This is a genomic window from Psychrobacter glaciei, from assembly GCF_014652895.1.
GTDB classification, from domain to species: domain Bacteria; phylum Pseudomonadota; class Gammaproteobacteria; order Pseudomonadales; family Moraxellaceae; genus Psychrobacter; species Psychrobacter glaciei.
Genome location: NZ_BMZR01000003.1, coordinates 275,566 through 297,107, shown reverse-complemented (window position 1 = coordinate 297,107; position 21,542 = coordinate 275,566). Strand labels below are relative to the sequence as shown.

General features: G+C 43.9%; 14 protein-coding genes, 1 tRNA gene and 1 pseudogene. 9 read left to right on the top strand and 7 right to left on the bottom strand.

Annotated features, from left to right (window positions below):
- Nucleotides 1-56 precede the first annotated feature (56 nt).
- The 3 genes from guaB to cysS form a co-directional block, all read right to left on the bottom strand.
- Entirely contained in the window at nucleotides 57-1,529 is a 1,473-nt protein-coding gene (guaB, locus tag IE130_RS08860) for an IMP dehydrogenase (RefSeq protein WP_189584734.1), read from the bottom strand.
- A gap of 408 nt (nucleotides 1,530-1,937) precedes the next feature.
- On the bottom strand, nucleotides 1,938-3,932 hold the full coding sequence (locus IE130_RS08855; protein WP_189584731.1) for a mechanosensitive ion channel family protein: 1,995 nt from the start codon (nucleotides 3,930-3,932) through the stop codon (nucleotides 1,938-1,940).
- Nucleotides 3,933-4,115: 183 nt separating this feature from the next.
- Nucleotides 4,116-5,576, bottom strand: a complete 1,461-nt coding sequence (gene cysS / locus IE130_RS08850) for a cysteine--tRNA ligase (RefSeq protein WP_189584729.1) — start codon at nucleotides 5,574-5,576, stop codon at nucleotides 4,116-4,118.
- 239 nt (nucleotides 5,577-5,815) lie between these two features.
- On the opposite strand from cysS, the gene IE130_RS08845 reads away from it, so the two are divergent.
- Nucleotides 5,816-6,457, top strand: coding sequence for a cob(I)yrinic acid a,c-diamide adenosyltransferase (locus IE130_RS08845; protein WP_189584726.1), 642 nt, complete (start codon nucleotides 5,816-5,818; stop codon nucleotides 6,455-6,457).
- A 152-nt stretch (nucleotides 6,458-6,609) separates the two neighbouring features.
- Here IE130_RS08845 and IE130_RS08840 read toward each other — a convergent pair whose 3' ends face one another.
- Nucleotides 6,610-7,581 (bottom strand): hypothetical protein, encoded by a 972-nt coding sequence (locus IE130_RS08840; protein WP_189584723.1) that lies wholly within the window; start codon nucleotides 7,579-7,581, stop codon nucleotides 6,610-6,612.
- A 430-nt stretch (nucleotides 7,582-8,011) separates the two neighbouring features.
- On the opposite strand from IE130_RS08840, the gene IE130_RS08835 reads away from it, so the two are divergent.
- From IE130_RS08835 to IE130_RS08805, 7 genes are all read left to right on the top strand, one after another.
- Nucleotides 8,012-8,740, top strand: a complete 729-nt coding sequence (locus IE130_RS08835; RefSeq protein ID WP_189584720.1) for a glycerophosphodiester phosphodiesterase — start codon at nucleotides 8,012-8,014, stop codon at nucleotides 8,738-8,740.
- A gap of 450 nt (nucleotides 8,741-9,190) precedes the next feature.
- Complete coding sequence (locus IE130_RS08830; protein WP_189585261.1) at nucleotides 9,191-10,369, top strand: acyl-CoA desaturase; 1,179 nt, start codon at nucleotides 9,191-9,193, stop codon at nucleotides 10,367-10,369.
- A 280-nt stretch (nucleotides 10,370-10,649) separates the two neighbouring features.
- Complete coding sequence (locus tag IE130_RS08825; protein ID WP_189584717.1) at nucleotides 10,650-12,116, top strand: protein adenylyltransferase SelO; 1,467 nt, start codon at nucleotides 10,650-10,652, stop codon at nucleotides 12,114-12,116.
- A 352-nt stretch (nucleotides 12,117-12,468) separates the two neighbouring features.
- On the top strand, nucleotides 12,469-14,793 hold the full coding sequence (locus IE130_RS08820; RefSeq protein ID WP_189584714.1) for an NADP-dependent malic enzyme: 2,325 nt from the start codon (nucleotides 12,469-12,471) through the stop codon (nucleotides 14,791-14,793).
- A 152-nt stretch (nucleotides 14,794-14,945) separates the two neighbouring features.
- Complete coding sequence (locus IE130_RS08815) at nucleotides 14,946-16,148, top strand: tRNA nucleotidyltransferase/poly(A) polymerase-related protein (protein WP_189584711.1); 1,203 nt, start codon at nucleotides 14,946-14,948, stop codon at nucleotides 16,146-16,148.
- A gap of 33 nt (nucleotides 16,149-16,181) precedes the next feature.
- Nucleotides 16,182-16,988 carry a pteridine reductase gene (locus IE130_RS08810; protein WP_189584708.1) on the top strand — a complete coding sequence of 269 codons (807 nt, stop codon included), beginning with the start codon at nucleotides 16,182-16,184 and terminating at the stop codon, nucleotides 16,986-16,988.
- Nucleotides 16,989-17,071: 83 nt separating this feature from the next.
- A tRNA-Ile gene (locus IE130_RS08805) sits at nucleotides 17,072-17,148 on the top strand.
- 160 nt (nucleotides 17,149-17,308) lie between these two features.
- Here IE130_RS08805 and IE130_RS08800 read toward each other — a convergent pair.
- Nucleotides 17,309-18,991, bottom strand: a complete 1,683-nt coding sequence (locus IE130_RS08800; protein WP_189584705.1) for an NAD-dependent malic enzyme — start codon at nucleotides 18,989-18,991, stop codon at nucleotides 17,309-17,311.
- Between the two features lie 160 nt (nucleotides 18,992-19,151).
- Between IE130_RS08800 and IE130_RS14215 the strand changes: the two are divergent.
- A pseudogene (locus IE130_RS14215) lies at nucleotides 19,152-19,417 on the top strand (IS3-like element ISPar1 family transposase); the annotation flags it as partial.
- Nucleotides 19,418-19,677: 260 nt separating this feature from the next.
- Here the strand turns inward: IE130_RS14215 and IE130_RS08790 are convergent.
- Nucleotides 19,678-20,709 (bottom strand): DcaP family trimeric outer membrane transporter, encoded by a 1,032-nt coding sequence (locus tag IE130_RS08790; RefSeq protein ID WP_189584699.1) that lies wholly within the window; start codon nucleotides 20,707-20,709, stop codon nucleotides 19,678-19,680.
- A gap of 307 nt (nucleotides 20,710-21,016) precedes the next feature.
- Nucleotides 21,017-21,487, bottom strand: a complete 471-nt coding sequence (locus IE130_RS08785; RefSeq protein WP_189584696.1) for an acyl-CoA thioesterase — start codon at nucleotides 21,485-21,487, stop codon at nucleotides 21,017-21,019.
- Between the last annotated feature and the right edge of the window lie 55 nt (nucleotides 21,488-21,542).

Here is a 21,542-nt window from a genome sequence, read left to right as displayed (position 1 = left end):
TCTTAGGACTAAAAAGTTATTAGGATTAAGAAGTTATTAGGACTAAAGTGTTTTAATTAATCCACTCGATAGTTCGGTGCTTCTTTGGTGATTTGCACGTCATGCACATGCGACTCTTTCATGCCCGCAGACGTCACCTTGATGAACTGTGGTTTGGTACGCATATCTTCGATAGTCGCACAGCCCGTATAGCCCATTGATGAACGTAAACCGCCTACCAATTGATTCACGATACCTGCCACTGGTCCTTTATAAGGAACGCGACCTTCGATGCCTTCTGGAACCAGTTTTTCTACGCCATCTTTGGCATCTTGGAAATAACGGTCTGATGAGCCATTCTGACCTGACATCGCACCTAAGCTACCCATACCGCGATATGCTTTATAATAACGACCTTGGAACAGTTCAACTTCGCCTGGGGCTTCTTCAGTACCAGCCATTAATGAGCCGACCATGATACAAGAAGCACCAGCCGCGATGGCTTTTGCCATGTCACCTGAGAAGCGAATACCACCATCAGCAATCAATGGGATACTGTCTTTCAGTGCACTGGCGACATTATCAATGGCCGAGATTTGTGGTACACCAATACCCGCGATGATACGTGTGGTACAGATAGAGCCAGGACCGATACCAACTTTTACCGCATCAGCGCCCGCATCACGTAGCGCTAGAGCTGCATCACCGGTAGCGATGTTGCCACCGATAACTTGTACATGAGGGAAATTTTTCTTGATCCAAGAGACTTTTTCAATCACGCCCTTTGAATGACCATGTGCCGTATCGACCACGATAATATCGACATCAGCTGCAATCAATGCTTCAACGCGCGCTTGCGTATCTGCACCCGTACCGACAGCAGCGCCGACACGTAAGCGGCCTTGCTCATCTTTACAAGCATTTGGGTTGTTTTCAGCTTTGGCAAAATCATTGACCGTAATCAGACCGCGCAGACGAAAGTCTTCATCAATCACGATCACTTTTTCGATACGGTGCTCATGCAGCAATTTTTTGATATTTTCATTGCTCTCACCTTCTTGCACGGTGACTAGCTGCTCTTTTGGCGTCATGATATAGCTAACTGGTAGCGACAGATTGGTCTCAAAACGCCAGTCACGATGTGTGACGATACCGACGACTTTATCCGTGCCCTTTTCTACCACAGGTACACCTGAGATATTGTTGTTTTGGGTCAGTCTTAATAATTCACCAATCGTCATTTCAGGATGCACAGTGATAGGATCGACTACCGTTCCTGCTTCGAATTTTTTGACGCGGCGTACTTGTGTGGCCTGCTTATCGATATCCATGCTCTTATGCAAGATACCCAAACCACCCAGCTGTGCCATGGTGATAGCCATTTCAGATTCGGTGACGGTATCCATAGCAGCCGAGATTAGCGGCAGATTCAGTGTGATACTTTTGGTCAAGCGCGTGGACAGATCGGCAGATTTTGGCAAGATTTCAGAGTAGGCTGGTAACAATAAAACGTCATCAAAGGTGAAGGCTTCATCGACAATTCGTAACATACAGACCCCTAGTGGTGGTTATTTTGATGGGTGGGATTTTCGCATTAAGACAATCAATCAAGATCACCATTATGACTTTACGACGTTCAACCCTTGTTTGTTAAAGGCTTTGAATCATAGAGTTTTAGATAATAAGCAATGTGCCAGTCGTTATTTATCATCAAACATTATTCGTAATCAAATAAGAAGCACTGGAAAACTGCTATTGATTTATCAGTGGTAAGAAAACGCAAATACTGCGCGGCCTTATCTTTAATCGCTTAGTTATCCCTTAAAAATAACGCCATATTATAACAAATAAGCAAGCAAATCGCATGCTATATTTGTCAGTGGGTTTTACCCAAAGCTGTCTATCGATAGTGAGGCTGTACATTCAATTTTTTTAAGCGTCAAACCAATAGACATTGACTACTTTTGTCTCAATACAAGGTGCTCAGCTGGTAAATAATGCTTTTGTTCACGGTACAAATAATCAAGCATCTGCTCACGTATCTCACAGGCCAATGTCCATGCTTCTACAGGGCCTACCGCTGAAACAGCGCCGCGCAGTTGAATGGTCTTTTCAGTCACCTCAACGACAAATATTTCAGGCTCAGTTTTGTTGTCCCAAAGCTTGTTGTCTTTCACCACCGAGATAAACTGCTGGCGAATGGCATCAATATCTGCGCCGTAATCGATATATAAGAACACAGGACAGGTCTGATGCACTTCTGTATGCGACCAATTCTCTACCATTTCGGTGATCAATTCGCGCATCGGCACGATTAATCGACGTTCATCCCATGTTTTTAGTACCGCATAAGTATAACGCAGGTCTTCAACGGTACTAAAGTTGCCATCCATTATTACGCTGTCGCCAATTCGTACGGGCTGGGTCACTGCTACCTGTACTCCAGCAATGATGTTACCCAGTATTGGTTGAGCGGCGATACCAATGACCACGCCAGCAATGCCAGCCGAAGTCACTAAGGTTTTGCCAAAGCCTTCCATGTTGGCAAACTCACTCAGACCTATCCAAATACTGCCCAACACCATGACAAATACGAAGACGCGGCGAAATATCGATACGTAAGTTCGACGACGGCGCACTTTGTCAAACTGCTCCTCTCCTAGGTTTTCAATCTGCATATCTTGATAGCGGTTGGCAAAAAAGTTGATAACACGTATACCGAGCCACATGGCGCTAAAGACCAATCCAATCCAAATAATCGGACGTATAGAGGAAGCGACTGCATCCAAGTAAGGAAAGCCGCCCGATACCAAGGTAAATACCGATGAGAAGCTGATGGTAAAGGTTAGCGGTACTGTCAGCTTATTGACCAAATCTTCCACGCTATTATGGTGGAGCGTACTCAGCCGATTGCCGGCTTTATCTTTGACATACCAATTGAGAATCTTGCCAGCACCTTTACTGAGTAACCAGCCCACTCCCATGGTAAAAGAGAAGAAAACAAGTAATGCTAAAAACTCCCAGATGGCGATACTAAATAACTGTAATTTTGTCCACGCTGGTAAATAACGCTCAAACTTTGCAGGATGATATTGCTCATAGAGGTTATCAATATTACCAACCGTTTGGGCAGAAAATATCCAAAAAGGCGCACTATCATCAATGCGCACACGCTCTAAATGTATGGGTACACGGCGCTCACGATAATCAATGTAACCAAGCTGAATAGAGCGTCTAGGAATGCCTTGAATACTGTTCGTGCTACCAAGCGGTGGCTCAATCAAACCGTCAGGGCGATCTGGCAACTCATCAAAAACATAGAGCTTTTTTTCAATCAACAAAAAATCAAGTTGTTTGGCCAGATCTATCGCCCGACTACGCTGTAACTTACCATCAATCAAATTCATATTGAGCGCATAAGCAGCCAAATCATACTGCTGCTTCATGACGGCTGACTGAAAAAACTCCAAGGTGGCAAGCGGCGTGGATAAATTTGGTGGTTCAGCGAGCGGTGGCAATCCTGCATTTAGTTTGTTTAAAGAATAATAGCTTTCGTTATAATCACCAGTGAGACCCGTATCTCCTTGCAGTACGCCTGCTTGCTGCACTGCATCCTTGTCTAAGGGATTGACAACTTCATCTGCAATCTCCGAGACACTAATGCCTTCTTTTTTGATCTGTTCAATTTTCTGTGCCGTGTAATCCGCCAAGTTTTCTGGCTTCGCAAGCACAGTATTTAGTGCATTACTTTGATTTTCGACGACCGTATCGTTGTTGGTAGCCGCTGTCGCAGGAAGATAAAACACACTACATACCATGATCAGCATGCTGAGTAAAAGTGTCAGTCTACTATGATGGCGCACAGCACTGCCACCAACATCATAAATAGCGTTAGGTCTATCATTGACGTTGTTAACGTGTGTAGTGTCTAGAGAATGTAGGAAATTTTGCATAAGAAAAATCTTGGCCTCAGTATATTCTTAACCTAATGCAGTCTACAAAAAAAAGCCAGCGCAATGCTGACTTAATTTATTAGGGCGTGTCCTCATTTTAAAAATGAGGATAAAAGTGAGGTAAGTTGACGTATTTTATGGTTGATACCATCTATATTGAGCAAAGCACTATTAAGCACAGCATTAGGCACGGCGCCAAGTCGTACCAGCACGGCTATCTTCAAGCTCAATTCCTGCCGCTTTTAATTGCTCACGCACCTCATCGGCACGCGCAAAATCTTTATTGGCTTTAGCCTCTGCTCGCTCAATGATTAGACCATCAATAACCGCATCAGTTAACCCGTCATCTGCTTGATCACCGACGACTGCTTGTAAGAACTGTGACACTGGTTGCTGTAGTACATTTAATACCTGTGCCAAGGCTTTGAGCTGCTGCGCCCATTGCCAAACACTCGCCACGTCTTCAGCTTTGATGGCTTTATTGATATCACGGGCCAGCCCAAACAACACGCTAATGGCCGTCGAGCTATTAAAATCATCATTCATGGCTTTAATGAAGTCTTGCCCAGCAGCGCTACTGTAAGCGTCATTTATTAACGCCTCATTGATTATTAATTCTTCACCTTTTTGCTGTTCAGCCAACTTTAAGGTATTATATAATCTGCTTAGGCTATTATGCGCTTCTTCCAAGGCACTATCAGAGAAATTCACCTGACTGCGGTAGTGGCTGGATAATAAGAAAAAGCGCAACGTTTCAGGATGGAAATGCGCAATGACATCACGAATGGTGGAAAAGTTATCCAATGACTTAGACATTTTTTCGCCATCGACATTAATAAAACCAACATGCATCCAATTACGTGCATACTCACAGCCAGTCGCTGCTTCAGACTGCGCAATCTCGTTTTCATGATGCGGGAACTGTAAGTCATGACCACCGCCATGAATGTCAAAAGTATTGCCCAAGCACTTGGTCGACATCGCCGAACATTCAATATGCCAGCCTGGACGCCCTTGACCCCATGGTGACGCCCATTGTGGCTCATCAGGTTTTGCAGCTTTCCATAATACAAAGTCAAACGGATTGCGCTTATCGTTCTCGACATCAACGCGCGAGCCTGCCTGCATATCATCAAGATTGCGCTTGGACAATTTGCCATAGTCAGCAAAACTATCGACGGCATAATAAACATCGCCATTGTCGCCAGCATACGCATAGTCACCAGTGACCAACGTCTCAATCATTTGCTGCATCTCGTCGATGTGGTCAGTTGCCCGCGGCTCGGCATCAGGCGTCAAGCAGCCAAGTGCAGAGAAGTCTTCGTGCATCGCTTTAATAAAACGCTCAGTCAATACACCAATCTCTTCGCCATTTTCGGCAGCGCGCGTGATAATTTTGTCATCGATATCGGTGATATTACGCACATAATTGACGTCATAGCCCAATTGCGTCAGCCAGCGTACTGCCATATCAAAGCCAATCATCATGCGTGCATGACCAATATGACAATAATCATAAACAGTCATGCCACATACATACATACCTACTTGCCCGGCTTTGAGTGGTACAAACTGACGTTTACCGCCAGTCAGTGAATCATAAATGGCAAGCTGAGACATCGCATCGGCAAGAGGTGTGGTCATGGTATAAAAGCCTTTTAATTAGAACAAGATAGATAAATTGAGATGACGATAAAATATGAGTATCGTACTATTAGCCACTAACCGCGACTAATGAGATGATAAATTTAAAAGTTACCGCTTTATAAAAAATAATCACTTTATAAAACTTAACCCATTATCTTAGCGAAATCAGCCGGAAAATACTACAATGAGCGCACAACTAACCCTATTCAATGATAAAAACCGTTAAGGATGTAGAAATGGGCAATCGATTAAGCAAAATATATACACGCACCGGAGATGATGGCAGCACCGGTATGGCAGATGGCAGCCGCGTGAGTAAAGCCGACAACCTATTTAGCGTGATGGGTGATATCGATGAGCTCAACTCACACATCGGTCTGGTACGCGCGCACTTGGCACAAGCTGCCCATAATAATGAAAACGCAAACCAACAGCAGTTGCCTGAACGCTTACAGCAGCAAAAAGAACTAGACTTTGCTCAAGCCTTAGTCATTATTCAGCACTTATTATTTAATATCGGTGGCGAGTTGGCCATGCCAGAATATGAAGGTGTCAATGCCACTCATATCGAATGGTTGGAGCAACAAATTGACGCGATGAACACGACCTTACCACCGTTAAAAGACTTTATTCTACCGACAGGCTCACTATTGGTCAGTCAGCTGCATATAGCGCGTACCGTTTGTCGCCGTGCTGAGCGCCAAGCGGTACTCTTACAGCAACAACGTCCACCAGCCATTCGCGGTACTGCGATTAGCTTTATAAATCGCTTGTCTGATTGGTTATTCGTCGCGGCGCGTTTTTGCACCGATCCTGCCAAAGTCTCTGAAGTGCTGTGGGACAGTCAAGTCTTGCAAAATTTCACTAATGATAAATAATCACCCATAACACAGCACAGCACAGCACAGCACAGCGATATGAGGCTATATGCCACTCTATCGATAAGCCAATAGCTCATACAGAAAAGCCCGCAGCGTAAAAGTTGCGGGCTTTTTTAAGATGCTATTAGCAACTGCTTCGTCTTGACGACTTAATATGTAGCGCTATCATCTTCGACGATGACCATATCAATGCTGTCATCATTAGGCACTAACTTTGGCGTTGTTTGTGTTGCTGGCTTTTTGGCATCAGCACTTGACGCGGCGGCTTGGTTGTTTTCTGTAGCGCTACTCTGACTGTTGCTGCTTGGATTATTAATGGTCGGCGGCGTAGCAGGCTCTACTGGACGAACAGGGGCGGTTGGCGTCACTACTCTTGGCTGACGGGTTGGCGCTGATTGATCGCTGTTATTGTTCTGTGCAGCGTCACGGCGACTTTCAGCCTGTTGAGCGGCACGTTGGGCGCGCTGCTCATCAACCGCTGACTTAAACACCGAGCCTGCCATTACATCTGCCACAACAGTCAATAGTGCCGGTTGTCCAGCAATACGGGTACGAACTTGACCACCTTGAGTGCCGACGACATACGTAAAAGCGTCGTCAACGAGCATATTATTATTAATACGAATATTGTTTTGCGCTAATCGAGACTGCAAGCTTGGTTGGTTACCAGCCGCTTGTACTTGACTTGCTTGATATAAGTCTTCGCTTGGCAAAGTCATACTAACGCTTGCCTGACAAGTCGTCATACCATTGTTATTGACTTCTTGTAAGATTGCAGCATTTTGCACATCGATAATAATGCCATTGATTTTGTCAGTGACAGCACCACCGTTTAGACTGATTTCTGCCTCATTGGCATAATTGGCAGCCAACGTTTGGGCTTGCTGATTGAGCGTGTTTTTCAGCGTGGATTTCAAGCGGTCTTGTACCAGCGGATCATCACAACTGACGGCAGGAGCGATTACGTTATCGTCAGTCACTGGTTGATCTGCCGTTGCTGCTGTCGTTTCAGCGCTATCGTCCTTATCTGAGCGATCACAACCTGTCACGGCCAAACCACATATCAGACTAATACCCGCAACGTGCTGCCATTTGATCCACTTGCTTTTTGCTACGCTCATACTCAATTTACTCCCAATTTACTAATGCTTACCGCCAGCGATGGACAGTATTTGACATTCAGATCGCAACATTTGCCGCGATAGATTTGAAAATCAGATTATTATACGGTGTTTGAATAGGATGGTCATTAGTGTAACTCCCTACTGTACAAATAATGTCTAACATTGTGCCCAAAACCTATGTTTGGTTGCAAAAACATAACAAATACATACTTACTTATATCATCGCTAATAATTTTTAAACAACGGTTTACTTCTAGCGGAAAATTACAACAAACCTTTTTTGAAACGACTTTCAAATATCAACTTACTTTTTTATATTACCACCCTCTGAAGCGGCATTTGATCAAAAACTATTTTGCAAATTTCGTTAGATTCTGCTGGTTACACCCTATATTATGAGGCATAAAAATAACCGATAGCCATTCATATGATACAGCTAAAAAACACGCTTTTGCTCGGTCATCGCGGTGCACGCGGTGAAGCAGTCGAGAACACCTTGGCAGGTTTTGAGCATGCACAGCATTTACAAGCATGGGGTCTAGCGGGGGTTGAGTTTGATGTTCAGCTAAGTGCTGATGAACAATTGGTTGTGTTCCATGACGATAACTTAGAACGCATGTGTGGTCAGCAATCGCATATCGACCAGTTAACGCTCGCTGAGATTAAACGCTATCGGCAGTATGGATATCCAGTCATGACTTTAGCGTGCGCTTATGATGTACTGACCAATTTTCGCTATATCGAGCTTGAGATAAAGACCCATGAGCGCACCAATTATACGCAGTTGGTAAACGCGCTAGCACGCAACCTCATTGACACACCACTTGCCAGTTTACCTATGGTGCTAACCAGCTTTGATGTCGAGCTGCATGCTCGCTTGCAACGTCATCCGCTATTGATGCATACCCCACGCGGCTTGCTTATTCGCACACCTGACGCCTTGGCAATGGCGCCCAATACCGCATTGCAACTGGGCTGTAGTCGACTGGGCATCCACTACCCGCTCCTAACTCAATCCGTCATTAAAAACAGCCATCGTTATGGTTTACCTGTTAGTGCGTGGACGGTCAACGACATCGATACCATTAAATCACTAATAATGTGGCAGGTTGATGTAATTATTACGGATTTTCCAACCTACCTATTGGTACACTAACGGTCCGACACCCCTCTTGAAAAAACCTCACACCCCCTACATATCTGTCGTGCTACTTACACTTTTACGCTATGCCTGATAAGTCACCGGTTATTTACAGCAATGAATACCATAATCGATACAAGTTATTGTTATTTAGCAATATTTTTATAGTGTATAAGTGTTCACTTTACTTAGTTTTTAAGGTACTATGGTGTCTTAAATTAATACCGTTAGGGATATTATATGATTGCAAAAAAAGCACTTGGCTTACCGCTTAAAGGCTTACGTTTCGCTATCAAATCTGGCGACACGCTTGTAAAAACTGCCAGCACTCAAGTAACGCGTTTTAAAACTCGTTTTGACGAAAAAAAGGCGCAAGCTGCTTTTGATGAGCAACCTGTAGCAAAACGCAACTATGCGACAGATTCTGCACAAACTGACGTTTCTACAGAAGAGCAAAGCATTGATATGCGTGAGTTTGAGTTCACAAAAGCGCCGATCAACTGGATTCCAGCGACTATCTTGGTAGCCACACCAATTGCTGCCGCCATTATTACGCCATGGTATTTATTTACGCATGACGTGAGCGCGCCTGTTTGGGGCGTATTTGGTGCCTTTATGGTATGGACGGGCATGAGTATCACAACTGGTTACCATCGTCTATTGGCGCATCGTGCTTATAAAGCGCATCCAATTGTCAAAAATTTCTTGTTGCTTGGCTCAACCCTAGCGGTGCAAGGCTCTGCGTTTGACTGGGTGTCTGGTCATCGTACTCACCATCGCCATGTAGACGATCGTTTGGATGATCCATATTCAGCAAAGCGTGGGTTTTGGTTCAGCCATATTGGTTGGATGCTACGTAACTACCCTAGCGGTAAATTTGACTATAAGAATATCCCTGACTTGACCAAAGACAGAACGTTACAGATTCAGCATAAATACTACGGTTTATGGGTCGTTGCCTTGAACGTTGGTATGGTCGCTGCTATTGGTTGGTTATTGGGTGATGTTTGGGGTACGCTGGTTATAGCTGGTTTACTGCGGTTGGTATTGACGCATCACTTTACGTTCTTTATCAACTCGCTATGCCATATGTTTGGTAGCCGTCCTTATACGGATACTAATACGGCTCGTGATAACTTCTTCTTGGCCATCTTTACATGGGGTGAGGGTTACCATAATTACCATCACTTCTTCCAATACGATTATCGTAATGGCGTGAAATGGTGGCAGTATGATCCAACCAAATGGTTGATTGTAGGTTTATCGAAGCTGGGTCTGACAACAGATCTACGTACAGTAGATGACACGACCATCAAGCATGCTGAAGTGCAAATGCAGTTTAAGGCAGCACAACAGAAAATTGATACAGCAACCGTTGGCGGCATTGATCTACCTCATGCAATGAAAAGCTTCCAAGATCGTATTAAGTTTGAATTTGATGCGTTCACCCAGACAGTAGAAGAATGGCAAGCACTAAAAGCCAAGACTATTGAGATGAAAAAAACAGAGTTTGCGGATCGCTTGCATGAAGCTGAAGATATACTGAAAAATGACTATGCCAAGATTGAACAAAAAATCCTTGAGCATAATAGCAATTTAAAGACGGCATTTCGCTCTATTGGTCATAACGCCAAAGCGGCTTAAACGTTAACAGTAATCTGACTTTTCTATTTTGACTTTTTTCCTTCCCTTTATCTGTAATAGATAGAGGGATTTTTTTATCTAACGTTTATTCACAGCACTTATTTATTTATGAGATTTATGAAATCGGACAGGATTCATTAGACAGTCTTGAGAGGCGCAGATTACAAGAGATGGACAGAGTGAAACGCTGCAATGGTAAGGCTATGCTATAGTAAGCAAGTCACTCAAATAAGTCACTTAATTTATAATTCGATTATATCATTCGATGGGAAAGCCTTGCATGCGCTATCAAAACACCTACGTCCATCTAGACACACGTCTTTATCATAAACAGCCTCCTACGCCACTAGACAATCCACGGATTGGTCACTTCAATATGCAGGTGGCACAGCAATTGGGCTGGGCAGACGATGAGGACTTAATGGCACGCTGGGTTGAGATACTCGGTGGTCAGTACCTGCCAGCAGATTTTGAACCGTTAGCCATGGCTTATGCGGGTCATCAGTTCGGGCAATGGGCTGGTCAATTGGGTGATGGGCGCGGCTTACTCATGGCACAAGTGCTCGATAATAACGACCAACCACAAGACTTACATCTTAAAGGTATCGGCCTGACGCCTTATTCGCGGATGGGCGATGGACGCGCGGTGTTACGCAGTACCATTCGCGAGTATTTATGTGGTCACGCCCTCACCCAGCTTGGTATTCCTTCGTCCAATGCCTTGGGCTTTGTGGTCTCAGATACTCGGGTACGCCGTGAGCGCATGGAGGCAGGGGCGGCATTGATGCGCGTGGCTGACAGTCATATTCGATTGGGTCATGTCGAGTGGATTGCCAGCTTTGCTCCTGATTTACTTAGTGAGTTCACTGACTATATGATTGATACTTACTATCCAGAGTGTCGCCAAAGCGAGACACCAGTGCTGGCGTTTTTGACCGCAGTGGTTGAGCGTACCGCACGGATGATTGCCGACTGGCAGCTGATTGGCTTCGCCCATGGCGTGATGAATACAGATAACTTATCTATCACGGGCAGTACCTTGGACTTTGGGCCGTTTGGCTTTATGGAGCGCTTCAATCCTGCATGGATTAACAATCATTCTGACCACACTGGGCGTTACGCTTATCAGAATCAGCCCGCTATCGGACATTGGAATCTAAATACTTGGCTACCACACTTCATGCGCTTAGAGGGAGTAACGCGTGAGACGCTGGCTGACTGTTTGGCACCTTACGAGGCGACCTTTATGCAGCACTATCAGCAGGGGCTATGCCGTAAACTTGGATTGCCGCATCAAAGAGACAGTCTCAGCTTAGCCTTTGAATGGCTCACTTTTCTCGAAGACAATTTACTCGACTATACCAATAGCTTTCGGGCGTTATTGGCTCTCGTAGCGCCAAACGATTATCCTTATGAGCAGCAACTACTGTCTACCATGATGGCAGAGCTCAACGACGAAGCAAATAAAGTTTGGCAAGACTGGTCAGCACGTTATCTGGCGCAATTACAGCCCTTGTCTATGGAACAAGCGTTCAATGACATGCAAGCGAACAATCCTGCTTATGTATTGCGTAACAGCATGGCTCAGCGTGCGATCACTGCTGCAGAACAAGGTCAATTCGAGGAAGTTAATCGTGTATTCGAGCTACTTGCCAATCCTTATGATGTCCAAACTATCGCTACCGATCTAGATAGTGCGCCGCCTGCACCTCACGCACCGCAAATGCCCATTAGCTGCTCGTCTTAATACATCTACTGTTCGATAGTATTTTAAAACATTATAAAATTAAGGTTGATATTTGGCTCTGTTCTTTGGCATTATCAACCAGCTAAATAATGAATATCATTTTATTATATTGTTCGGACAATTCACGGCTATTGACTAGGCGCGAATTGTCAATAGTGCTAGAATAACTATTTTGCAAAATTGCTTTTTTCGCTGCAATCTAAGCGCCAATCATTACCTTTTTATCGATCATTACCTTTTTTAGTGTAACTGTGCCCTCTTCTTATCATATCTCATGGTTTTTTGAGGGTTCGGCGTTAGTTTTTTATCACCATTTAATCTATTCCAATTTATTCCAACCATGGCAATTATTATGAATGACGATATCACTTTGAATACGGATAACCCTAATACGGAAAAAGAGCAGTTTGAACAAGCTGCCCTCCATTACCATGAGTTTCCAAGACCAGGTAAAATCTCAGTTACCCCTATCAAGCAATTGGCCAACCAACGAGATCTAGCACTTGCCTACTCTCCAGGTGTTGCTGTACCGTGTCTTGAAATTCAAAGAGACCCAGCATTAGCGGCCAAATATACAGCGCGTAGCAACTTGGTCGGTGTCATCACCAATGGTACTGCCGTACTAGGTTTAGGTAATATCGGCCCGTTGGCGTCAAAACCAGTGATGGAAGGTAAAGGGGTTCTGTTCAAAAAGTTTGCGGGTATTGATGTTTTTGATATTGAAATTGCCCAAAACGATCCAGACAAATTCATTGAAGCCGTCGCTTCTCTTGAGCCAACATTTGGTGGTATCAACCTAGAAGACATCAAAGCACCAGAATGCTTCAAAATCGAACGTGAATTGCGTAAGCGCATGAACATTCCCGTATTCCATGACGACCAACATGGCACCTCAATCATTGTTGCCGCAGCCATGCTAAACGCTCTGTTGATTACTGGCAAAAAAATTGAAGAGATTAAAATTGTTTGTTCAGGCGCCGGCGCAGCAGCCATTTCTTGTTTAGATATCATTTGCGCCCTTGGTGTTAATAAAAACAACATCATTGTTTCAGATTCACGCGGTATTATCAGTACTAGCCGTGAAAACCTTGACGAAACCAAACAGCGCTATGCTCGTGATATCACGGCTACTTCTATCGAAGAAGTCATGGACGATGTCGATATGTTCCTAGGCCTATCAATGCCAGGTACACTATCAGAAGATATGGTTCGCCGTATGGCAAAAGACCCTATTGTCTTTGCACTTGCCAACCCAACACCTGAAATCATGCCAGAATTGGCACATGCGGTACGTCCAGACGTCATCATGGCAACTGGTCGTTCAGACTATCCAAACCAAGTAAACAACGCGCTATGCTTCCCGTACATCTTCCGCGGTGCATTGGATGTTGGCGCAACGACCGTCAACGAAGAGATGAAAGTCGCTTGCGTAAAAGCAATCGCTGCGATGGCACACGTCGAAGCTACTCCAACTACCAGCGCTAGAAACATCGAAAAGATGCAGAGTTTTGGTCGTGACTACTTAATCCCAGGCCCTCTAGAGCCAAATCTAATCATTGAGATTGCCTCTGCTGTTGCCAAAGCAGCAATGGATTCAGGCGTTGCCACGCTACCTATCGATGACATGCAAGCATATCGTCAGCGTCTGTCTGAGTTTGTTTATAACTCAGCGTTTGTGATGAAGCCAATCTTTGCTCGTGCTAAAGCTGATCCAAAACGTATTGTGTATTGTGAAGGTGAAGACAACAATATCTTGCTCGCTGTGCAAGTCGTCGTGGATGAGAAGCTAGCACAACCTATCTTGGTTGGTCGCCCTTCAGTTATCGAAGCCAATATCAAAAAACTGGGCCTACGTCTAAAAGATGGCGAGAATATTACCATCGTCAACATTGATGACGATCCTCGCTACAAAGACTACTGGCAGGGCTACTACGAGAAGAACAAACGCCGCGGTGTAAGCATTGAGCTTGCTCGTCGTGATGTTCGCCGTAAGACGACTCTGATTGGTTCTTTGCTAGTCGAAAATGGTGCGGCAGATGGCATGGTATGTGGTACATTTGGCCATTATCAATTGCATCTAAAATACGTTGAAAGCGTCATTGGTAAAAAAGAAGGTATGAACGACTTTTATGCGATGAATGCCGTATTGATGCAAGATCGTAACATTTTCATCGCGGATACCTATATCCACGAAGATCCAACGGCTGAACAGTTGGCTGAAATGACGGTCTTGGCAACTGATCAGTTACGTCGTTTTGGTATCACGCCACGTGTCGCGCTAGTTTCTCATGCTAACTTTGGTGCTTCAAACCGTGCCAGCGCTGTCAAAATGCGTAAGGTTCATGAGCTACTAACCAATATGAATGTCGACTTTGAATTCGAAGGCGAAATGCAAGGTGACGCCGCGCTTAACGAACATATCCGTCTAAACGACATGCCATCAAGCCCGTTAAAAGGTGCAGCGAACTTGCTTATCTTGCCAACACTTGACGCATCAAACATCGCTTTCAACCTGCTTAAAACCGCAACTGGCAGTGCTTCTATTGGCCCTATCCTATTAGGTACTAATAAGCCGGTGCATATTTTGACGCCATCAGCGACAGCACGTGGTATCGTCAACATGACTGCACTGACCGTTACTGAAGCTCAGGATTTAGAGAACGAAGCTCAGAAATAGTATGAGTGTGTTATTAGCACCATCACTGTAATTTATTTATGGAGATGGTCTGCTATACTAAAACCAGTCAGTGCTTTATTAAAAGCGCTGACTGGTTTTTTTGTCAATCACCCTTTCACTAGTGTCAATTAAGTCAATAAATAGGAACTATTATGCAAGTTTATCTCGTCGGCGGCGCAGTACGTGATCGATTGCTAGATCGTCCTATTAAAGACAAAGACTTCGTTGTCGTTGGGGCGACAGTAGCAGAGATGATTGCTGCTGGATTTCAACAAGTCGGCGCAGATTTTCCTGTGTTTTTGCATCCGACCAGTCATGAAGAGTATGCGCTAGCACGTACCGAACGCAAGCAAGGACGAGGCTATCAGGGCTTTAGTGTCCATGCCAGCCCTGAAGTGACGCTGTTGGAAGATTTGCAACGACGCGACTTAACCGTCAATGCCATGGCGATCGAAGTCACGAGCCTCACTGACGACACTCCTATCAGTGGCGAAGTGGTCGATTATTATGGTGGACTGAGTGACATAAAAAGCAAAACCCTACGCCATGTCTCCAGCGCTTTTAACGAAGATCCATTGCGGGTGCTTAGAACGGCGCGCTTTTATGGGCGTTATTATGACTTAGGCTTTACGATTGCTGATGAGACCTTGGCATTGATGCGCCAGTTGGTCAGCTCGGGCGAACTGTCACATTTGAGTAGTGAGCGCATTTGGCAAGAATCGAGCCGTGCAATGATGCAGGTCTCTCCTCAGGTATACTGGCAGCAGCTGTTCGAAATCGATGCTTTAACAGAATATTTTGCGCCCTTACATCAGACGTGGAGCATTAACGGTCACATACGAGAGACTGTACAGACTGCGCTGTATTTCGCGGGTCAAATGCAATTAAATCTATCACAACGCTGGGCGTTATTACTGTCCAGTCTTAATCCAGCGTTATTTGGTTTAACACCCTGTGAAACGATGTCTGCCACAAAAGCTATTACTGAAATAGGCAATACCGCCAAAGTACCAAAGGCTCAAACTCAGTTTGCGACTTTATTCGTGCAGCAAGGCGAAAAATTAAAACGTATAAATGAGCTTAATGCGAGTGAAAAAATAGACCTTATCCAAGCCTGTAGTGCTCATAAAGAGCCTGATAAGCTCTCGCAACTGCTAGTGACCAGCCACGTGTTACAGCTCGCCTCTCAGCACCGTGAGATGATGCTAGCCTTAGGCAGCTTCCATGCTATGGGTGTCAAAGATATCGAGTCAGACCTTAAAGGTCCAGCGATTGGTGCTGCATTGCGACAAGCCAGAATTGAACACTTACAAGCGCACGATATGTCTTTAACACCCTCTGAAAAGATGGCTTAAAAATCACTCTCAAATGTCTACTAAAACTTAACTATGAATCAAAAAATTAATACCTCTTTAGCAGAAAATACCGTTGCACCAGTGATGCTGGTGACTGGCAGCGCTAAGCGTATCGGTGCCGCTATTATCAAAGCCGCCCACCATCAAGGCTACCGTGTCATTATCCATTGTCATCATAGTGAGCAAGAAGCCAATGCCCTAGCTGATGAGCTCAATGAAAATCGAGCCGATAGTGCCGTGGTAATCGTCGCTGATTTGGCAATCGTTAATGACAGCTCGGCTCTTAGCCAGTTTATTGAAAATATCATAGGAAGTTTTGGTCAGCTCGATGTGCTAGTACATAATGCCTCACGGTTTTATCCGAGTGCGCTTGGTAGTATCGAAAAAGCACAATGGGACGAATTGTTTTTGACCAATGCAAAAGCGCCCTTACTATTAAGCCAAGCGTTATATCCGTATCTGAAAGCACGGCAAGGTTGCATCATTAGCCTACTCGATATCCATGCGCACAATAAACCATTCAGCACTTATACCGTCTACAATATGGCAAAGGCTGCACATCGGATGATGGTACAATCTCTCGCACTCGATATGGCACCTGATGTGCGCGTCAATGGTGTTGCCCCTGGGGTCAATATATTACCTGAAATCGATAGCGACCAAGCGCTTGATAATGAGCAACAACACAGCATTATCGACTCTATTCCTATGCAAAGAATAGGAATGCCTGATGAAATTGCCCATTGCGTGCTCTATTTGGCTGGGGCAAGTTATGTGACTGGCGAGATTATCGCGGTTGATGGCGGGCGTAGTTTGACGTTGGCTGGTGGCAGTTATTAACAAGTCATCAAATACTCTGCGCTACTTGTTAACTTTTACTTGAAAAATTCAAAAAATAAGGTATCATTGTCCGTCTAGCGTTAGGGCCCATAGCTCAGTTGGTTAGAGCAGAGGACTCATAATCCTTTGGTCGTAGGTTCAAGTCCTACTGGGCCCACCAAATTTATAGTGCAAAAAGAAATCAGGCTTGTTCGCAGCGATGCGGCAAGCCTTTTTTTATGGGTTTTAAACGATATAATATGTTCATGACACCATATAACAGAAAAGCCAAATGCTACCTCTAACGGTAACATTTGGCTTTTTGTATGTACTTTATAAAATTAGAAAGAAGTACGACGATAGTTGCGGTATTTAGGCAACCAAAAATTGGCTTTTAATTGACGTTCTAAGTTCTCTGCCGTGACAGGTAATGCCAGTTTATCTTCAATCGCTTGTCGTGCGACTGCATAGGCTATTTTTTCACTGATCTCTCTAATGACTCTAATGGGCGGTAATATTGCACCTGGTGCTTTTTCATATTCCATTGATATATCGGCAAGTGCTTGGCTTGCCGCCATTAGCATATTATCGCTGATGCCCGTCGCACGTGATGCTAAAACACCTAGACCAATACCGGGGAAAATATAGCTGTTATTACACTGCGACACTTCGAAAGTCTGTCCTTCAAAAGTAGTATGAGGAAAAGGACTTCCGGTTGCAACGATTGCCTTACCACGACTCCAGTTTGTTACTTCTTGCGGTGTCGCTTCAACACGAGACGTTGGGTTTGAAAGCGGTAAGACAATAGGATGCTCAGTATTCACACATAAAGCTTCGATCACCTCTTGGGTGAACAGACCTTTTTGTCCACTGACGCCAAATAATACCGTTATTTTTGCTTGTTTCACCACTTGCGCCAAACCAAGCTTTTTACTTTTATCCCAACTTGCAATAGCCGATTCTTTTTGTACTAACGGTTCTTGGAATTTTTGTAGCTCTGTCATGCCATCAGTAAGCAAGCCATAACGGTCCACCATAAATACTTGGCTGCGAGCCTGCGCCTCCGTTAAGCCTTCACGCTGCATTTGGCGAATAATATGCTCAGCAATACCGCAACCAGCAGATCCTGCACCTAAAAACGCAATATTCTGTTGGCTAAGCTTTTGACCTTTATTCAAGCATGCTGCAATCAAGGTACCGACTGAAACCGCAGCAGTGCCCTGAATGTCATCATTAAAGCAGCATAATTGGTCACGATATTTATTCAATAATGGTGTCGCATTCTCTTGGGCAAAATCTTCAAACTGTAATAATGCCTCAGGCCAACGACGTTTAACGGCTTGAATAAACAAGTCTACAAACTCATTATACTCGTCACCCGAGATGCGCGGGTTTCTCCAGCCCATGTACATAGGGTCGTCAAGCAACTGCTGATTATTGGTGCCCACATCTAATAAGATCGGTAGGCAATAAGCGGGGCTAATACCACCACAAGCCGTATATAACGACAATTTACCAATGGGAATACCCATACCGCCAATGCCTTGATCCCCTAGGCCTAATATACGTTCACCATCGGTGACAACGATTACCTTCACGTTTTGTTTGGTGGCATTTTGCAGCATGTCATCGATTTTATGACGCTCAGGATAAGAGACAAACAAACCACGTTTGCGGCGATAAATCTGAGAGAATTTTTCACATGCTTGGCCAACGGTTGGGGTATATATGAGCGGCATGACTTCTTCAATGTGCTGCTCAATCAAATGATGAAATAAGGTTTCATTAGTATCTTGAATATTACGCAGATAAATATGCTTATCCATATCATTAGTGAATGAACGCAGTTGATGATAAGCGCGTAATGACTGCTCTTCAATCGTCTCAATGTTATGAGGCAGTAGGCCTGTTAGATTAAAGCTATCGCGCTCTTCTGATGAAAAAGCGCTACCCTTATTTAGTAAAGGGGTTTCTAATAATGCAGGGCCTGCAAAGGGAATATATAACGGACGTTTGGTTTGCATAATAAAATCTTCTTGTTAGAGGCGTATGAGTGAAAAAATTAATGGGTTAAATATTTTACTTATTCATTAAATTAACAGTCATTATTTACATTTATTGAGCGATGCTGAAAAAATCATGGCAGTAAATTTGGTCAACCAACCACTCGACGATAAGTGTATCATGACCAAGAAAATACAGAGCGATAATACGGAATTCAAAGTAGAATCGGTCAAAAGATAGCAGATAATAATGCTAATTCGATTGCAACTGCTCAGCAATTAGGAAAAGCGATGCAAAAGCTAGCCAATTGGCAGAACAAAACCAATCAAGGCAAGCTTGTCGCCACAGAATCCTATTATACTGGAGTTGTGGCAGCTCTTGAAGGAATCAAGCAACTCAAACGCCAATTAAAAATAGCTGAAGAAGAACGAGAGATATTAAATAAAGAAGGATGAAGCGAGGCACCGCTTTGTCTCTACATAAGATGAAAGCTGTGCTCGCATTGGAATTCAGAAGGGTTTGGGCGTTAAAGCACCAAGGCAGATGTGGTTTGCTTATTATCTCTCAACATATACAGTCAAAATACCCAAAAAACGCGACGATACTGCTGACATCAATTTTTTGTAGCCTCTGTCTGCACAGCAAGCAAGTAATATTGATATTAGCAGTGCGTAATGTATCAATATTACTTTTCACTGACTATAATTTAGAAGTTATATTTGGCCATTACTTCAACTTGCAGACCTTTTTTTACCTGTGATAGCGTTTTGTCGCTACGATCTCTCCACTCAATACCAATGTCTAGATCTGGTAAATACTCATAGACAAGGTTGATACTTTTTACATTTACAGAAGTATCTGCTTCATCATCCACCATAATTTCACCATAGCGCATGTTGCTCATCAGTTTCTCTGTAAACTTGTGCCTGTAACCGACCGTGTAGCCCGTTTGCGAGACAAGCTTACCGTCTTCCGCATCACAATCTAAATCGCCCGTCGTGCCAAAGGCTCTTCCAACACAGACGGTAGAATAGACGCCCATCCCTTTACCGTTATATACGCTCGCATGTAGCGAGTCATTGCCCAGTTTTAGTTTACCCGCCAAAGAGACACCGACGCCTACATCCGAATCGTCTCCATTTTTGGCCTCACGAGCAGTGACCGCCACGTTATAGCTAAGATCAGATATATTATTCTTATAGCTAACAACCATATCAGGCAGATTAGCTTCATCATAAACAGGGTCTTGAGCGGTAAAACGAAACCCTTTATGAGTGTAATGCACCGTCAAATCTGGACGAATATCAGCGCCGCCACCAGAGATAGTACCCAATCCCGTGCCCCGAAAGTCAAGCTGATCAGTCAAAAGTGGGTAGACCGCTAAGAACTGACCATTCCACGTCTTACCGACGGTCAAATCATCGACCTGAACATAGGCATGGCGGAGCCGTAAGTCTGAACCACCATTTGCGGCATTGCCATAAAAGTCGCCTTCAATAAAACCCGTTAGCTTTTTATTCTCTACGTTCTTCGTGGTTTTAACATTAATCCGAGATTGTCGTCCACTTCCTTTGAACTCGGACTCCCCTTCATCGGGAGAATAAAATATGCCTTCCGCTTTAACATAACCACCGATACTTAAAGTGGTATCTCCATTGGTGACAAGATCTATCGCTTGTGCCTGTACGCATGCCCCAAGAACAGCCAAACCAAAAGACAACTTTTTGATATAAAGCATAACCTACACATTCCTTGTGTTGTTTTAAAATCCAGTTAAATTAATTGAAATCCCTTTAAATATCTGCTGCTACCGTATTTTTTAACCTTATAAATACCAGCACTATCTCCTTGTATAAAACCTATGCATTCTAATTTAGGGCGTGTCATCAATTAGCACATTGATACATTTAGTGGTCTTAAAATGGCTAAATTTTGCCAAACATCATCAGCAATCTTGTCAATATGTTCATATTTGCGGCAATTTATTCCTTGTTTGGCTGCAATTTTTCTCATTTTAAGCCTCACAATCTAAATGATGACACGCCCTAGTTAAAACTTTCAAAAGCAATAATCGCGGCTTTTTTGGTGTCATCGATGTTTTTCTTTTTTCCACTGGTTTTATCAAGATATACCAGCACGGACTCACCCTTAGCAACGATGGTATTCAACACCGTACTATAATAGATATATTCATGAATCAAACTGGCATTGCCAATGTTCTTGACTCGAACCCCAATCCATAAGGTATCGGGGTGAGTCACTGGTTTGAAGTATTGACAGGATGATGCCGCCATGACGGAAAAAGTATTTTCATTAAATAGATTTAATTGACTGTTGTAGTAAATACGAGCGTTTTGGGCATAAGTGTAATAGACCACATTATTGACGTGACCAAAAGCATCCATATCGCCCCACGCTACTTGTTGAGAGTAGATAACCGCAAAACCATGCATGGGATGGTTTTTGTCTTTATCCAGCACCTCTTGGGTTTCCGGTAATATAGCTAAAGCTTTCATAGTATTCTCTTCTAGTCATGCCAATTGACACCGATATTAAAAATATTAAGTCAGA

What these genes read in the sequence shown, in the direction of transcription:
- guaB (WP_189584734.1), bottom strand. Translation starts at nt 1,529, where the DNA reads ATGTTACGAATTGTCGATGAAGCCTTCACCTTTGATGACGTTTTATTG.
- IE130_RS08855 (WP_189584731.1), bottom strand. Translation starts at nt 3,932, where the DNA reads ATGCAAAATTTCCTACATTCTCTAGACACTACACACGTTAACAACGTC.
- cysS (WP_189584729.1), bottom strand. Translation starts at nt 5,576, where the DNA reads ATGACCACACCTCTTGCCGATGCGATGTCTCAGCTTGCCATTTATGAT.
- IE130_RS08845 (WP_189584726.1), top strand. Translation starts at nt 5,816, where the DNA reads ATGGGCAATCGATTAAGCAAAATATATACACGCACCGGAGATGATGGC.
- IE130_RS08840 (WP_189584723.1), bottom strand. Translation starts at nt 7,581, where the DNA reads ATGAGCGTAGCAAAAAGCAAGTGGATCAAATGGCAGCACGTTGCGGGT.
- IE130_RS08835 (WP_189584720.1), top strand. Translation starts at nt 8,012, where the DNA reads ATGATACAGCTAAAAAACACGCTTTTGCTCGGTCATCGCGGTGCACGC.
- IE130_RS08830 (WP_189585261.1), top strand. Translation starts at nt 9,191, where the DNA reads ATGCGTGAGTTTGAGTTCACAAAAGCGCCGATCAACTGGATTCCAGCG.
- IE130_RS08825 (WP_189584717.1), top strand. Translation starts at nt 10,650, where the DNA reads ATGCGCTATCAAAACACCTACGTCCATCTAGACACACGTCTTTATCAT.
- IE130_RS08820 (WP_189584714.1), top strand. Translation starts at nt 12,469, where the DNA reads ATGAATGACGATATCACTTTGAATACGGATAACCCTAATACGGAAAAA.
- IE130_RS08815 (WP_189584711.1), top strand. Translation starts at nt 14,946, where the DNA reads ATGCAAGTTTATCTCGTCGGCGGCGCAGTACGTGATCGATTGCTAGAT.
- IE130_RS08810 (WP_189584708.1), top strand. Translation starts at nt 16,182, where the DNA reads ATGAATCAAAAAATTAATACCTCTTTAGCAGAAAATACCGTTGCACCA.
- IE130_RS08800 (WP_189584705.1), bottom strand. Translation starts at nt 18,991, where the DNA reads ATGCAAACCAAACGTCCGTTATATATTCCCTTTGCAGGCCCTGCATTA.
- IE130_RS08790 (WP_189584699.1), bottom strand. Translation starts at nt 20,709, where the DNA reads ATGCTTTATATCAAAAAGTTGTCTTTTGGTTTGGCTGTTCTTGGGGCA.
- IE130_RS08785 (WP_189584696.1), bottom strand. Translation starts at nt 21,487, where the DNA reads ATGAAAGCTTTAGCTATATTACCGGAAACCCAAGAGGTGCTGGATAAA.